Annotated in this window: 17 protein-coding genes and 1 tRNA gene; 14 read left to right on the forward strand and 4 right to left on the reverse strand. The window is 32.2% G+C overall.

Annotated elements, in window-relative coordinates; translation table 11 throughout:
- The 14 genes from IEV72_RS04930 to IEV72_RS04995 form a co-directional block, all read left to right on the forward strand.
- A partial coding sequence (locus tag IEV72_RS04930; protein WP_229731811.1) for a T9SS type B sorting domain-containing protein occupies positions 1-838 on the forward strand: 838 nt, incomplete at its 5' end.
- A gap of 419 nt (positions 839-1,257) precedes the next feature.
- Positions 1,258-1,641, forward strand: a complete 384-nt coding sequence (locus IEV72_RS04935) for a hypothetical protein (RefSeq protein WP_188457990.1) — start codon at positions 1,258-1,260, stop codon at positions 1,639-1,641.
- Between the two features lie 28 nt (positions 1,642-1,669).
- Positions 1,670-2,311 (forward strand): protein-L-isoaspartate(D-aspartate) O-methyltransferase, encoded by a 642-nt coding sequence (locus IEV72_RS04940; RefSeq protein WP_188457991.1) that lies wholly within the window; start codon positions 1,670-1,672, stop codon positions 2,309-2,311.
- Positions 2,311-3,606 (forward strand): T9SS type A sorting domain-containing protein, encoded by a 1,296-nt coding sequence (locus IEV72_RS04945; protein WP_188457992.1) that lies wholly within the window; start codon positions 2,311-2,313, stop codon positions 3,604-3,606. The genes IEV72_RS04940 and IEV72_RS04945 overlap by 1 nt, the downstream gene beginning before the upstream one ends.
- 89 nt (positions 3,607-3,695) lie before the next feature.
- Positions 3,696-3,769 (forward strand) — tRNA-Arg (locus IEV72_RS04950).
- A gap of 89 nt (positions 3,770-3,858) precedes the next feature.
- Positions 3,859-4,794 (forward strand): hypothetical protein, encoded by a 936-nt coding sequence (locus IEV72_RS04955; RefSeq protein ID WP_188457993.1) that lies wholly within the window; start codon positions 3,859-3,861, stop codon positions 4,792-4,794.
- A 161-nt stretch (positions 4,795-4,955) separates the two neighbouring features.
- Positions 4,956-5,147 carry an excisionase family DNA-binding protein gene (locus IEV72_RS04960; protein WP_188457994.1) on the forward strand — a complete coding sequence of 64 codons (192 nt, stop codon included), beginning with the start codon at positions 4,956-4,958 and terminating at the stop codon, positions 5,145-5,147.
- Between the two features lie 149 nt (positions 5,148-5,296).
- Positions 5,297-5,872: a hypothetical protein gene (locus IEV72_RS04965; protein WP_188457995.1), complete on the forward strand. Its 576-nt coding sequence runs from the start codon at positions 5,297-5,299 to the stop codon at positions 5,870-5,872.
- Positions 5,873-5,888: 16 nt separating this feature from the next.
- Positions 5,889-6,257: a hypothetical protein gene (locus tag IEV72_RS04970; RefSeq protein ID WP_188457996.1), complete on the forward strand. Its 369-nt coding sequence runs from the start codon at positions 5,889-5,891 to the stop codon at positions 6,255-6,257.
- Positions 6,238-6,414, forward strand: coding sequence for a hypothetical protein (locus IEV72_RS04975; protein ID WP_188457997.1), 177 nt, complete (start codon positions 6,238-6,240; stop codon positions 6,412-6,414). The genes IEV72_RS04970 and IEV72_RS04975 overlap by 20 nt, the downstream gene beginning before the upstream one ends.
- Positions 6,401-6,604 carry a hypothetical protein gene (locus IEV72_RS04980; protein WP_188457998.1) on the forward strand — a complete coding sequence of 68 codons (204 nt, stop codon included), beginning with the start codon at positions 6,401-6,403 and terminating at the stop codon, positions 6,602-6,604. Before IEV72_RS04975 ends, IEV72_RS04980 begins: the two co-directional genes overlap by 14 nt.
- Positions 6,605-6,697: 93 nt before the next feature.
- On the forward strand, positions 6,698-7,243 hold the full coding sequence (locus IEV72_RS04985; protein ID WP_188457999.1) for a tyrosine-type recombinase/integrase: 546 nt from the start codon (positions 6,698-6,700) through the stop codon (positions 7,241-7,243).
- 1,086 nt (positions 7,244-8,329) lie between these two features.
- Entirely contained in the window at positions 8,330-8,938 is a 609-nt protein-coding gene (locus tag IEV72_RS04990) for a hypothetical protein (protein WP_188458000.1), read from the forward strand.
- 10 nt (positions 8,939-8,948) lie between these two features.
- A complete protein-coding gene (locus IEV72_RS04995) occupies positions 8,949-9,569 on the forward strand; it encodes a hypothetical protein (protein ID WP_188458001.1) in 621 nt (206 codons plus the stop codon).
- Between the two features lie 100 nt (positions 9,570-9,669).
- On the opposite strand, the gene IEV72_RS05000 is transcribed toward IEV72_RS04995, so the two are convergent.
- The 4 genes from IEV72_RS05000 to IEV72_RS05015 form a co-directional block, all read right to left on the reverse strand.
- Positions 9,670-10,653 carry a nucleotidyl transferase AbiEii/AbiGii toxin family protein gene (locus IEV72_RS05000; protein ID WP_188458002.1) on the reverse strand — a complete coding sequence of 328 codons (984 nt, stop codon included), beginning with the start codon at positions 10,651-10,653 and terminating at the stop codon, positions 9,670-9,672.
- A complete protein-coding gene (locus tag IEV72_RS05005; protein ID WP_188458003.1) occupies positions 10,650-11,378 on the reverse strand; it encodes a DUF6088 family protein in 729 nt (242 codons plus the stop codon). Before IEV72_RS05005 ends, IEV72_RS05000 begins: the two co-directional genes overlap by 4 nt.
- Before the next feature lie 151 nt (positions 11,379-11,529).
- Positions 11,530-12,399: a hypothetical protein gene (locus tag IEV72_RS05010; protein ID WP_188458004.1), complete on the reverse strand. Its 870-nt coding sequence runs from the start codon at positions 12,397-12,399 to the stop codon at positions 11,530-11,532.
- Positions 12,392-15,601 (reverse strand): type ISP restriction/modification enzyme, encoded by a 3,210-nt coding sequence (locus IEV72_RS05015; protein ID WP_188458005.1) that lies wholly within the window; start codon positions 15,599-15,601, stop codon positions 12,392-12,394. Before IEV72_RS05015 ends, IEV72_RS05010 begins: the two co-directional genes overlap by 8 nt.
- Between the last annotated feature and the right edge of the window lie 69 nt (positions 15,602-15,670).

Below are 15,670 nucleotides of genomic sequence, written 5' to 3' on the forward strand. Positions count from 1 at the left end.
CTTCTGTAGCTCAGCTGAACAGCAAAGCTTTGAAATCAGAGTCAATCCAATACCACTAGTAGACATTACAGACATGGATGGAGCGATTGTATGTATTGACCCCCAAACTGGTGAAGTGATTGAAACCGACTTCTCTCCACCGATATTAGACACCGAACTCAGCGAAGAAGATTACGCTTTTGAATGGACACTCAACGGAAACCCAATAGCTTTTACAGGAAGTGCTTATGCGGTAGAAGGACCTGGAACCTACACGGTAACGGTAACCGATTTAACCAACAACTTGACGAGTTGTCAAGCATCAAGCACAGCCGAAATCATTCAAAGCAATGGACCGGATTTTGAAGTGAATGTATTGAGTCAAGCCTTTGATGGGAGCCATAGTGTAGAGGTAACCAACATTCAAGGCGATGGCAATTATGAGTTTTCGATAGACAACGGACCTTGGAGAAGTTTATCCGAAGGAGAACAAAGCATTATCTTCACTGATTTAGAAGCAGGCGACCGAGTAGTACGCGGAAGAGATGTAGGCGGTTGTGGAGAAGTAACAATCCCTGTTTCGTTGATTGATTATCCCCAATTTTTCACTCCAAATGAAGACGGTTACAACGACCGATGGAATATTATTGGATTAGCGAATCAAAGTAATGCAAAGATTTACATTTTTGATCGATACGGAAAGCTATTAAAACAACTCAGTCCAAGTAGTCCAGGATGGGATGGCACCTATAACGGAAAAGCCTTACCTGGAAACGATTATTGGTTCAGTGTTCAGTATGAAGAACCATCAAGTGGAGTTAGAAAAGAGTTTAAAGCGAATTTTACTTTAAAAAGATAAATTACAAAATTAACTGTCATACCACACTTGATGTGGTATCTCATGCCTGAGAAATAGAATTATTGTATTAAGCAACCGCAGAACTAAACACAAACAGATGCCGTATATCGGTTTCACGGATTGCAAATCCGCGAACTCACAAATCCGCGAGCTCACCGTTTTGTTTCACAGATTACAAAAAATCTGGTTACTAGATTTCAGCTACCGATTGTAGTGGTTACCCTGCACAGCTGAAGCTTATATTTTTAGCCTTTTGTAGAGCGACTTTAGAAGCTCTAGCAAATTGCATAAAAATAATGCTGAAGAGGGAAGCGTAAAAACGAAAAGCGGGCTAAAGCCGCCTTAAAAAAATCTATTCGATATTTTCATTGTTTTTTGCTTAATTGAATGCTTATTTTTGCTTTTGTAATAAAGAAGAGATGATGCATCAATTAATTTGGGTTTTTGCTAGTTTTGGTGGAGCAATGTTAACTTACTTTTTTCAAAGAATTGGATTAAATGTGGTTGTTGCATCTTGCTGTGTTGGTTTACTAGGTGCGCTTTTAAGCTATTTGTTAAAGATGCCACATTTAGCTTACGTTATTTTTGCAGGCAGTTTTGTTGGTATGACAAGTCCCAAAGTTGGAGGTTACGGATTTGTTGTTATTGCAAGTATATTCTGTGGAATAGTTTACGGTCAGTCTTTAAAATTGTTTGAAGGTTTTGGAGGTAAACTTGGTGCAACCGCTTTTGTAAGTTCGGTTTCTACTCATTATTTACTTAGTGTTTTAAAAAAGGTTTTAAAATTGAAGCTGTTAAAATAGCTTTCTTATAAATAGCGTATTATATAATTTGGAAGATAATTTTAGACATCAGGGCAAACGTAAACTTTTGGTTGAAAAACTAAAAGAGAAAGGCATTGAAGATAGTGCCGTGTTGGATGCGATTTTGCAAATTCCTAGGCATTTGTTTTTGGATTCGAGTTTTGAAGATCATGCTTACCAAGATAAGGCTTTTCCGATTGCTGCAGGACAAACTATTTCTCAACCCTTTACCGTTGCTTTTCAAACGCAATTATTAGCTTTAAAAAAAGGTGAAAAAGTTCTTGAAATAGGTACAGGTAGTGGATATCAAACTGCAGTTTTGTGCAAAATGGGAGCAAAGGTGTACACCATAGAACGACAGCATGAATTGTATAAAAAAACAAGTTTATTTTTGAAAAAATTAGGGTTTAGACCCAAATATGCTTCATTTGGAGATGGTTATCAAGGCTTAAAAGAATATGCTCCTTATGATAAAATTTTGGTTACGGCAGGAGCGCCTTTTATACCAAAAGCTTTAATGGCTCAATTAAAAGTAGGCGGGAAGTTGGTTATTCCTGTTGGTGAAGATCCACAAATTATGACCGTTTTGATTCGGAAAAGCCAAAAAAGTTTTGAAAAAGAAACCTACGGAGAATTTAGATTTGTACCTTTATTAGAAGATAAAAACTGATGTTTAGAAATCTATTTATACTTATTTTTTTGTGCTTGAGTTGGCTTGGGCTTTCGCAAGATTATGAAAGTTATGTTATAGGGAATACAACTGATGTAGATACACAACCCAATTTTGGTATTTGCCTGATGGGTGGAGCTCAGGAAGACGACAATGCCATGCAATGGTTTTTAAATCGAGCTGATGGTGGTGATGTGGTGGTTATTCGAACTTCGGGTAGCGATGCTTACAACAATTATTTTTTTAATGAATTGGGAGTGACTATCAATTCAGTTGAAACTTTGGTGATTAATAACGAAGATGGTTCAATAGATCCTTATGTTTTGGATAAAGTTGCCAATGCAGAAGCCATTTGGTTTGCCGGTGGAAATCAAGCTACTTACGTGAATTACTTTAAAGACAATGCCTTTATGGATTTGCTGAATGCACATGTTAATGTGAAGCAAGCTCCTATTGGTGGAACCAGCGCAGGAATGGCTATTATGAGCGAGTTTTATTTTGATGCCATCAACGGGTCGGTTACTTCGGTTGATGCGCTTAATGATCCGTTTCATAACTCGGTTTCCATTGGTCAAGGTAGTTTTTTAGACTTTCCGTTTTTAGAAAATACCATCACGGATACACATTACGATAATCCAGACAGAAAAGGAAGACATATTGCTTTTTTGTCCAGAATTGTAGATGAAACAGGAGAACGTGCTTTTGGCATTGCTGCAGAAGAATTTGTTGGTATTTGTATTGATCAAGATGGAGAAGCTAGTGTTTTTGGTGAGTTTCCAAATTTTGATGATTTTGCATATTTTATTCAAGTAAACTGTGTTGAAGATTTTATTCCTGAACAATTTAGTGCTGACACACCTTTAACTTGGAATTTGAATAATGAAGCTATTAAAGCATACAAAATTCCAGGAACAGCTACCGGAAATAACAGCTTTGATGTATATGATTGGGAAAGTGGAAACGGCGGAAGTTGGGAACATTGGTGGGTAGAAAATGGCAATTTAGAAACTGAAATTGGAACTGCTATTGATTGTGAATCGCTTAATACAGTTGATTTTGAGAATAAAAAAGTACACATATATCCTAATCCTTTTACCCATCGTTTATATGTAGATTTTCCAGATGAATTAATTGTTACTTCGGTTACGATTTTTGACTTAAATGGAAGAAAATATCTTTTTAGTAAAAAAGTTGATTCTTCTATTTTGCAAGTTGAAGATTTACAAACTGGAATTTATTTCTTGCAACTACAAACCAATCAGGGAGTAATTACCGAAAAGTTGATTAAAAACTAAATTGAATTTTTTGTAAACACTTAAGTTAAAAAATTCTTGAACTGAATTTGCTTAACTATGAAATTAGACTATATTTGCACTCCCAAATCGGCCTCGTGGCGCAACTGAATAGCGCATCTGATTACGGCTCAGAAGGTTGCAGGTTTGAATCCTGCCGAGGTCACTCTTTAATAACCCTAAATACTTATTTTGTAAGTGTTTAGGGTTTTTTTATTATATTTGTTTGCCCACATTTTTGCCCACAAATAACTAATGGAAATATATAATATAAATTCAAATTTCGACTTATTTAGGTTTAAAGATTTTGATAATCATAATTTATCATCACCCGAAGATATTCAAAGACATCTTTTAAACTTTGTCTCTTTCAATATCAATTTAGTTAACTCCAAGGGGCATATTTTGAAATCAGACCCTAACCAGCGTAAATTTGAAAATTTGTTTAATGAAATATCTGATAGGAAACCATATGATTTTTTTAATATGCTAATTTCGATTTATCCTTCAGTAATTTTTTCTGATGATATGTTTAAAATTGATAAGTGGAAGATTTTAAAAAACACTTTTAAAAGTCTTGAAAATGAAGATAACCGTCTTTTAAAGTCAGCAATTAATTTCCGTTTAAATATTAGTGAAATTGAAATAGAATTAAATAAGATAAAAGATTTTGATTATGCAGAGATTGATAAGTCGATTGTTTATCAAAACCTTTTTAAATCATTATACAAATATTTGTTTGTCTTATTTTCTGAATCAATTGAATTTCCTGTACCACAAAATCACCAAAGCGATTTAGGAACATCTTTCAGTTTTGACTTTAAATCATTAAAAAATGAAGTTGAAAAACGATTACACACTTTAAATTCTAACGATTTTTCAAAAAAAAAATCTTCTAAAGATTACTTGAATAATGTATGTGAAAGTGCAAAACTCACACAAATCGAAAATTTAAATTATTTTTTGGTATTAATACAGCCTTATGCAAAGCATACTACAGCTAGAAAAGAAATTTATAATTCCTTTTTGAAACCTTTAAAAGTAGATAATGAAAAGACAAAATATAGGGCGTCTAGTATTTTGAAGAATATTACTAGAATTGTTATAGTCCCACTTTTTCAGCCTGTTTTTGGTAATTATCAAGATGAAGAAAACTTTGTTCGCCTTTGTGATAACCTTTCTAGAAACTAGCATTTCTTAAATATTTTTCATCCCCTGTACAATTTCTGCTTAGTGCTTACTAAAAACTTTTCAATTACCATCCGTAGCTTTTTCTTCCTTTAACACTTTTTCTACGTGTGTAGCTTTCAGAACATAAATTAGTTTTACATCAAATTACAAAAGTGGAAAAAATGAATTATATCAGTAGAAAACAAGCCGCCGAATTAATAGGCGTTAGCACCAAAACGATTGACAGAATGCTTCGTGATGGTCGTATTAACGGCTTTAAACCATTTGGTAGTACTAGAGTTTTAATTTATTCTTCTAGTCTTAAAAAAGAGAATTTAGTATCTCCTAAACCCATTTATCAAAACAATTTCTAATTGTGTCAATATTCTTCTTTAAAAAGCATATTGGCAAGAGGTCAAAAAAACTTAATTCAATCGATAGATTATGACCTTTAAAAAGAAAGTTTATTCAAGCGTATTTCAAAGCGATTTCAAAAGAATATCTAACTACTAAAAACAGTACAATGCTAAAATTTAAATACAAAATACCTTTAAGGGAGAAGTCTAATAAAGACACTAAGTTAACCAAAAATATTTCAGCACCAAAGCAAGAAATGTATGAAAAAATATTTAAAGATTTGAACACTGGCAAAGATGTTCGAATTAGTGATGTTGATTCTATTAAATATAAAAGAAATAAATTAATAAGCCATTTTTTTACAAAATATAAAAATAGAAATAAATATCAATTCTTTGAATTTGGTATTCCTTACAATGTTTCAATATCAGTTACTCCTATAGTTCAAAAGATAAGGCGTAGATGTAAAGCTCAAGGTTTAAACCTTATAGCTTATATATGGGTTTATGATGTTGGTGATGAAAATTTTGGTGAGCATTATCACCTAGCTATCGCTACTAATCAAATTACAAAATCTGAATATCCAGATGCTTTAAAAATTGACTTTCATAAGAAATCTATTCACGGAGCTTTTGTCCGTAATGCAAAGCGCTTTGAAAAATACTTAAAAAAAAAGGAGGTATTTGAACGTGGGTATCGCAAAAGAACATATGGAGCTTCAAAGAGTTTGAAAATTAATTAATGCAAAATGTATAAAGATGAAACAATTAAGAGAATGCCCTTTTAGTGGCGAGTTATTTAAACCTAAGCGTAGTAATCAAAAATTCGCTTCAAGTAAAAATAGAATAGCATATTATAATCAACAATACAGACAAAAGAGGTTGCCTTTAGAACGTATCAATCAGAAGCTGTTTTATAATTATAGCATATTGGAAATCGCTTTGGATAGTAAACAAAAAGTGTTGGTTAGTAAAGATTTTTTAATAGGCAGAGGTTATAATTTTGATTTACTTACTCATTTAATTGAGCTTGGTAACTATCCCTGCTTTGGCTTATACAACATTAGAATTACTAGACTAGATAATAATCAATTTCAAATCCAAAAAGATGCCGATACCGATATATAACATAGAAAGCTCAGATTATATAGAAACAGCTATACAAACTAACAGAAAGCTTACTGCATTTCTTGTTATTGGTTTTGGAGTAATTGCCTTAACTATTATTGCTGTGTTGTTAGAGAAAAATAATGAATTTAAAAATAAGGAAAATGAAAAAGAATAGTATAGCCGAACAGGCTAAAGAAGATTTTGTAGAAAGTATTTTGTCTAGCAAAGCTTTAGCTTTTGCAAAATATGCTTTGTTAGGTGTAGGTGTTATTTATGGATTAGGTTTTGTATTTAAAGTTTTAGCATATGCCAAATCTAATTTTAACGACTTAACACAAACGATGCAGTCTAATAATAGTAATTAATAAACATTGCCCATTATAATAGCAATTAGAAGGATGAGTCAAATTTAGTATTCATTATTTAGCTTATAATCTCACTTAATAAACACTTTAGTTATGAATAAAAAATCGTTAGCAATAAATTTTGAAAGAGCGAAAATTTTTGCAGATTCTCGTATTTCAGCTTTTACTCTCTATATTCATATAGCTTTGGAAACAGGATTAAGAGTTGGCGACATCTTAAAGCTTAAAAAAATAGATTTTTTTAAAGAAAATGAATCTTGCTATGTTAAGTTTATAGCTCAAAAAACAAGAAAAAAAGCAATTCGACCAATAAGTATAAAAACTTACAATTTAGTTCAATTGTGTAGTCACACTGATGTTTTTAGGAATGATAAATACTCTTGTACTTATTCTAAAACTTGGGTTAATAGAAACTTGCGAAAACACTTCAAAATTGATTATGAGCGAGCTAAGAATAAAGGTTATAACCTTAGCAGCCATAGTTTTCGTAAAGCTTCTGGATTATTAGTTTACGAGAATAATGGATTAGATGTAGCTCGAGATTTTTTGCAACACAGTAGCTATGATACTACAAAAGCTTATCTAGAACTAGAAGAAGCAGAACTAAATGAGCGCCTGATTAAGACTTTCAATTTTTAAAAAAGCTTATTTCCGCTGAGACTATAAATTATTAAGATAAGCATAATACCTTAAAAAGGTAAAATTAAATTTAAAAATGGAATATTATTTTTCAATTAAAAAAAGATTTAAGCTGATTTTATTAATGCTAACCTACTAAAAAGCTTGATTTTTTTAAAAACAAGCAGCATCAAAATAAATATTTTAAAGGATAATAACACCTTTAAAAGGTAAAACGTGATAAATATGATTGCGAAAGGTCGATTTTAATACTTAAAAGCAAAGAAATAAGGTTTAATTAATCAAGCTTTATCATAAAGGTCAAAAACTACGGCTAAATAAGCATTGAGAAGCAGTAAAACCAATAGTTTTGCGCTAATAGCTACAAGCTAATTAAAGGTCATTTAAAGTCAAACATTCACCTTTGTTTATATCTTTAAAGCCAATACTGCATAACTGTTTATTTTAGAAGAGTAATAAAGTTATAAAATAGAAGCTTTTTGCCTTTTTTCTTTCTATCAAATTGGCTATAAATATAGCATTGGATAAATTATACCTAATTTAAACCTTTAACTTATATTAGTTGTCATCATTTGTTGATTCTAAAAACCTTTATTAATGTCTGCCGTATCCACAAAAAAAATAACTTAATTTCAAAGGTAAGATAAGCTCTCATCATATTACATCAGAGATACCTAATAAATATTTACCAAAATTATAGATTATTAATAACCCATATTCTTTTAAACTTACAGTTAGATGGTTTTATACTAATTATATTGATAATAATCTCCATACCACCTAAGAAGTTAAAAATTACATTTTCCAAAATAATATTTTGAAAATAAATATTATTTTAAAAAACAATATTTTAGCATATATTTGTTAACAATAAAATATAAAGCGTTGCTTTAATTATTGGTGCTGAAATCTGACAATTTCAAAAATACCACGATAGTTAAGGAAATACGCTCACGATTAGCGTGGGTGTTCCTTATCTTGGTATTGGGTTTTGTCAGAACCTCAGCACGGATTTGGCACAAACCCACGCTTCTTCATTTATAAACATACACTGTTTGGGTTTGGCGGTAATTAAATCATTTAATTATGAGAAATTTAATTATTACCTTAAGTCTATTATTATTTATTACAACGTCCTGCTCAAGTGATGATTCTGACGATGCCTGTACACCAATTGAATGTTTAAACGGTGGTATAGAAACCGTTGATTGTGGATGTGATTGTTCAGAAGGTTATGCAGGTTCGGATTGTTCAAGCCAAATAGACCCATCAGCTATTTTGATAAACAAAATTACTATCACATCATTTCCGCTTCTTAAGCCAAATGGAGATTATTGGGATAACTCTTTGTTGGACTTATTAAGTGATGATAAATACCCAGACATTTATGTTCAACTTATCAATGGGACTACTTTGGAAACTTTATATTTTCCTGTCATTAATTATATAAATGTTGAAGATTCTTTATCTGAATTAGAGTTTACCCCTTCTGAACCAATATCAATTCAGGATTATGATGATAACATAGTACTTGCAATATTTGATTATGATGAAGATGAAGACCCTGTAACTGAGCTTATGGACAGTATTGAACTTGATTTATATTTTAATACCAATAACTTTCCAGTTGAAAGCATTTTTGTTAGTGAATCATTTTTATCAAATGTTATACTTGAATTGTCTTATGAATTCTAAATCTAATTGTATGAAATCAACAAAAAAATTACTGCTTCTGGCTGTTGCGGTATTGTCACTCACATCTTGTGCTAAAATATTCTACAGTCCTGATGCGGTTAGTTTAGCAAACAAACAAGAAGTAGTTGCTATTTTGCCTCCAAAAGTTACTATTGCAGCACGAAAAAAGGTTGATGCCGATGCTATCATAGAACAACAAAAAAGAGAATCAATTAATTTTCAAAATGAAATATATTCTTGGTTGTTAAAACGCAAAATGCAGGGGAAAATAGATAAAGAAATACAACAGCTCACAACTACCAATGCTTTATTGAAAAAAGCTGGCTATCCAGAAAATCCATTAACAATCTCTGAAATATGTGAAGTTTTAGGGGTAGATGGTACATTATCTTCTAATTTTTCGTTATCAAGACCAATGTCTGATGGAGCTGCTATTGCTTTAACTTTAATTGGCTTTGGCGGTAACACAAATGAAGTTGGAACAACTCTGAGTATTAATGATTGTGAAAATAAAAAGTTAATATGGAACTACGAGCATAAAATATCTGGTGGTTTAGGAAGTACTCATTCAAGGATTGTAAACCAATTAATGCGAAAGTCTAGTAAGAAAATGCCCTATCAAAAACAATAGAACTTTTTTTAAAACCCACTCATCTTTAGTGGGTTTTTTGTTAAGGGTAATTATAGTTGACAAGCTTTTGGCGTTTTAAGAAAAAAGTTATTTATCAAGTTTATTCTTCAACTTTTACTGTCCAAGAAATGCCTTTTAATCTTGTTTGAATCATTTTTAAGGTAGTTAAAATATCTTCTTGGTTTGGTAAATCACCATAAACTAAGTCTTTAAAATCATTGGAATAGGTGGTTGATATCGTGTTCCAGACCTTTTCTAAATTCTTAAAAATAAGTGCTTCGTTTGGATGATGAATAAGCCATTGATTGTTGTTTTTAAAGCTAACCACATCATCATTGGCAACTTTTATCAGCATTTCATCAAAAGCCTTTGAATGAAAAAATCCTAAAAATTCATCTTGTTTTAAAAGCTGATGCAAATCGTAGATGTGCCTTATTTTCTTTTTCAAATCCGCAATAGGATTTTCACTGTAGGAAAAACGAACCAAGCTCATTATTTTTTCACAGATGGTTCTCGTGGGTTCTAGTACCAATAATTCAAAAGGCAGTAAGCCGTTTTCTTCTGCAATATCAGACTGCTTATTCTCTAACATCATTTGTCCAACAAATGAAATGATGTTTTTTGTGGTAAATGGCTCATAATAGCCTAGCCAAGTAGATTCTAAAATAATGGCATCTCTTACCTGACCGTAATTGCCTTTAAATTCTTTATTATAGGCGTGTGCAGTTTTGCGGTTCATTCCCATTTTATGGGTAATGCCTTCTATGGAAATTTCAGGTAATACGGTTTCTATCTCTTGGCTTATTCTTTTTAATTTTGATTTTAATTGGTTGCCTGTTTCTCCTTCACGCCTTAAAACCACCAAGTCAATATCTTCCGAAAAACGGTCGATAAGCTGGTAACACTTAGATAATGCTGTACCACCTTTAAAAATGGTTTCTTTTCCTATTTCGCTTTTAAAAATGCTAAACAAAGCATAGGTTACCCAATAGTCTTTTTCAATATATTCGGGTTTTAGCTTCATTTGTTGAGCGGTAAACCGAATAGCATCTCTGTATAAAGTTATGTTTTTGTGCAACTTCATTCGATATACCAATTTGATTGGTTAGGCAATTCTCCTTTATTTACTCCCAATTTTATAGTTGTGAGTGGATTGAGGCTTTCTTTTAGTTGTTCAATGCCTTTAGGGGTTGTACCCAAATTTTCAAGAACTGCACCTGCCAATGCTCTTACTCTTGGCGGATACATTAAGGCATATTTAATGAATAATTCGGTTTGTTTGTCGTTGAGTTCATTGACTATGCTACTTAGTCTTTTTATCGCCTGAACAATGGAACAATCGGGAATAGTTTTAATGTCTTTGAAGGCATCCAATAAACCCAAAATCTCATAATTACTATCCGTAACTTCTGCATAGCTTTTTACGGCATCTGCTTTTAAATTCTCCCGATTGATGTTGATGCGCTTTTTACGACTGGCAATTTTTGTGCGGAATGCCATTTGAGTAGTCAAGCCTAAACGATTGTATAATGAAGTACCTGTTTCGTATGCTACTCGCTTACCATTTTCAAATAAATAGGGACGAAGCAATTCGCTGTAATCTGGTTTTAACTCGCCAAACACTGTTTTTTCAGGTTTATAAAACACCCCTTTTGAAAGTTTTTTTATCACGCCTTGGTTTTTTAGACGTTCCAGTGCTTTAGCCACAGTAGTGTAGTCGTTTTTAGCAATGCGCAAATCGTCATATCCAAAGGTTTTTCCTTTGGGGAAGGATTTTATTTTTTTGCGTATTTCTGTTGCTAATGGCATAGTGCAAATATACTTACTTTTTATAAATGTCAAGTTTATGGTGCTAAAAACTTGACATTTTAGAACTTTTGCCAATATGTAAGGCTTATAGCGTTGGATTCATAGTTTATCAATGCTTTTTAATTTCTTTATGTTGTAATTTAAGGTTTTTTTAAACTTTCCATATAAAATCCAAAATATTAAGTCTTTCTTCTATATTCGATAATTCATCGTAATGATGTTCAAGAAAGTCAGAGTATTCATTTAGGTTGTGTTCAAATAAGATTGATTTCATTAGTCCTTTACTATTTGAAATATCAAAGTGTAATGGTTCTATACCTTTTAAAATTTTTACAATGTCTAAATCTTTAGTATTCAATAAAAATATTAAAAGCTCAATTTTTAAACGATTCTGATTTTCAAAGCTAAAATCATTAAGAATAAAAATTTGGTAAGCTTTTCCGTTTGGCTTTAAACGGTAAGTATCTATATTCTGTCTTTTTGCATTTTCTTTAATAACCCTATATAGCTCGGTTGCAATTTTGGAAATAATATTTAATAAAAATGATTTGATTTCAACTGTGTTACGAAAATTATCATCTTGAGTTTTTAAATATTTCAAAATGAAGTGTTTAAAAGCATCTTTATCTTTTTGGTAATTATTTTCTTCATTTAGGCTATATCTACCATATCTAATATGCTTGTAAAAATTACTCAAAAGATGTAAAAAAGCTCTTTCTGATACACCTATATATAATGAATTTTTCTTAATTCTATCTAGAAGTGTAATTAGATTATGACTTTCAAATTTTTTATTGACAACTTCTTTATAATTATTACCGTCATGCTCTAAAAGTATAATAGCTATTTTCATTAAACGTTCAAAACCAACAGAGGTATTATATAATAACTCAAAAACTTCCTCTGGATAATCATAGTTATTTATTGTATCTATAATTTTTAAGCTATTATAAATAAAATTGCCTGAAATTTCTAATTCAGTACCTAAGCTAAAATTTTTCCAAAAATCTGTTTTATTCATGTTTAGTAATAAAATCAATTTTATCAATCTCCTTCATCAGCCTATCTGTTTCGCTTAGAGCGATGATAATTTTTTGATAGTGCAAAATATCGTCAAACTCTAATTGGCGTCCTTTACGGTCTTTGAGCCATTTCTGGGCGGGTTGGTAACCACCGATGTAAAACTCCCACGCCACTAATGGCACATTCTCAAAATACTGCTCATCGTTTATCCAAACTTTACCCTGTGTTTCATTGTCAGGCACATAACCAGGACTGCTTTTAGTGATTTTGCGGGTCACTTCATTATTGCCATTTATTGGGTATTGCGTAATGTATTGCTCCACTTTTGGACTTTCTAACAAATGGATTTGGCGTATTTCCCCGCCCAATTTTACCAATTGCCAAAACGTATCTTGGTCTTTTGGGTAGGGAACTCTTGGGAAATCAATTTTTAAAAACTCCTTGTATTTCTCACGATAGTTTGGTGAATGCAAAACTGCATAGATATAATCTAAAATATCAATGGGGGCAAAAGTAGTGGGTGTCACACTGAGCGCAGTCGAAGTGTCTTTTTCATTGGTGAAAGTCAAACCTAAATTCTCTGCTATTTGATTGACGATTTCAGTTTTTAGATTTGGTGTTCTTTCTTCTGTTTGTTCAATCGTTTGTTGTCCGTTAGTTTCTGAATAGAGGTAAAGTGGAAATAGTTTTCCCGCACCAAATAAACGTGCACTTGAAGTAATATTACTATCACATATTAATCTACTTGAAAAAATATGATGAAACTCTTTATTTACTTGACGTGGGACGATTAAATAAATGTTCTTCTTATTAAAGTGATTAGAAATGCCCTTTGCAGGCCTGCTAATTATTGTTTTATCAAAATATATCTTTTTAATATCGAAAGGACGATAGTGATAGTCTATAATAAATTCAGAAGAAAATTCTTTTTTTGAAATACGTTTAAGTAATGGATAACCACTACTATCCTTTACGTTAAATTCATCTTTGAATTTTGACTCATACTCTCCCTTGAGAAGAATATTTATTCTTTCTGATAGCCTATTTGTGTTATCATCAAGAAACAATGAATCCCTATCAGTTGAAACACCTGAGTTATTTACTTGAAAGAGATTATCTATTTTAAAACCTTGTTTGTAAATTTCTACAGATTCAAAATCTTTCGGAACGAAAAAGTAATAAGGTTTTTTAAAAGCAAGTTTTGTCCATTTTATTTCTGAAATACTTGAGGCGTTAAGGGTTTCATATTTGTAATTCCTTTTTCCTTGCAAATCAAAATGAAAAACTTCGCCTAATTCTGTTTTCTTTTTTTGACCTGTTTTTACAAATATATTTATTGAAACACCTTGCATAATATCAAAGACATTTTTATCAGGACTTCCATCAGGGCAAACTTCTTTTTTCTTGGCACTTCCGTGTAAATCCAAGATGTAAATTTTATCAAAAGTCTCTAAAAGGTGTTTACGCATTTGACGGTGTGTAATTCCATCAATAAAGCTGTTGTTTGAAATGTAAGCCAAAACGCCACTTCCATTTTTATCGATATAATGTTGTCCGTAGCGAATGAATTTGATGTAATCATCATCCAAATTGATTTTACGTTCATTGAGATTTTTCTTGTAGTCAGAAATTAAATCTTGTATCCAATCGTTTTTATTTGTGCTACTTACAGCATAAGGCGGATTTCCAATAACACACATTACAGGTGTATCTCGTTTGATGTGGTTGGCTTCATTAGCTTCTGTACTCAGCCAATTTGCAAATAAAGTTCCTGTGTCTTGGTGGTGTTCTTCTAAACTATTCGTCAAGTAAACTTTAAATCGTTGGTTGGTTGTTGGTTTAAATCCTGTTTCGGTCAATAGTAAATCCAATTTAAGGTGTGCCATTGCATAACTCGCCATTAGTAACTCAAAACCGTTTAAACGAGGTAATAAATGAGTTTCTACATAATTGCTCCAAATGCCTTGTTGCCCTTCAAATCTTTTGTGAATGTGTTTGATGGTTTCTGCTAAAAACGTTCCTGTGCCTGTGGCTGGGTCAAGAATTTGTACTTTGTGTACTTCTTGGTCAGTAGTACGGTAGCCTCCTTTATAGTTTTTATCGGCAATATCTGTTTTCACCTTTATTTTTGTCTTGGAGGTGTCTGCCAAACCTTGCGGTAAATCAAATTCCGTTTTTAGAATGTCATCAACTGCACGAACAATAAAATTGACAACGGGTTGCGGTGTATACCATACGCCACGAGCTTTACGCAATTTCGGGTCGTATTCGCTTAGGAAAGTTTCGTAAAAATGGATAATTGGGTCTTCCATTTTGGTGGCTTTCCCGTAATTCTTTAAAATCTCACTCACATTACACGCCAAAAAGATTTCAGCAAGGTTTTCTACTACCCATTTAATGCGGTCGTCAATGTCGGGACCAGCAATATAGCCAAAGAGTTTTCGTAAAAACGGATTGGATTTTGGAATCAGTTCAGCCGCTTCTTGTCTGCTAAAATTATCCAAAGTAGGGTCGTGCAAACGAGCTGCAAACATTCCGTAAGCAATAGTTTGAGCGTAAACGTCTGCAAAACCTTGTGGTGTAATGTCGTGAATTAAAATCTCTTTAAACGCTAACATTTGTTCTTTAAGCGTAGAGTTTTCTTGGTTTTCTTCATCACTGGTTAAGGACTTTTCGATAATATCAGAAAGTAAGCGAGCCTTACCCGCCATCATTTCGGCTAAACGCTTTGGGCTTTTAATGGTTTGCCCAATGTGAACGCAGAAATCTTTGATGAGGTTATCAAAGTTGCCAAAGTTTTCAGGTAATGCCTTGATGCCGTTTTCTGTAATTTCAGCAATAGCTATGCTAGTCACAAATTCACCTTCTCGGTACAGATGAAAATTGACGTAATCCGTAAAGATGAGATTATCTAAGGACGCTTTATAGCGGTCAAACTGTTCTTTATTGCCTGTTTTCTTAGTGCCGTCAAGGTCTTTGTCGCCAATGTCTTTAGCTTCAATAAATCCAACAGGGATATCTTTTTTAGTCAAAATGTAGTCAGGTGCTCCGCAACTTTGTCTTTTCGGTTCGTTGGTAGCTCTAATACTTGGCACTAAGGTTTCTAAAAGTTGTTGTAGGTCACCACGAAAGGTATGTTCGGTTGCGTTTCCGAGTTTGTAGCGTTGGTTTAAATTACTGATGTAGTTTTCAATTGTCATTTACTTAGAAAGTTAATTAAAGAATCTTAAAAATTTATTTTTAAAAATAACAAATTATTTTACGTGAAA

The organism is Psychroflexus planctonicus (assembly GCF_014640195.1).
Lineage (GTDB): Bacteria > Bacteroidota > Bacteroidia > Flavobacteriales > Flavobacteriaceae > Psychroflexus > Psychroflexus planctonicus.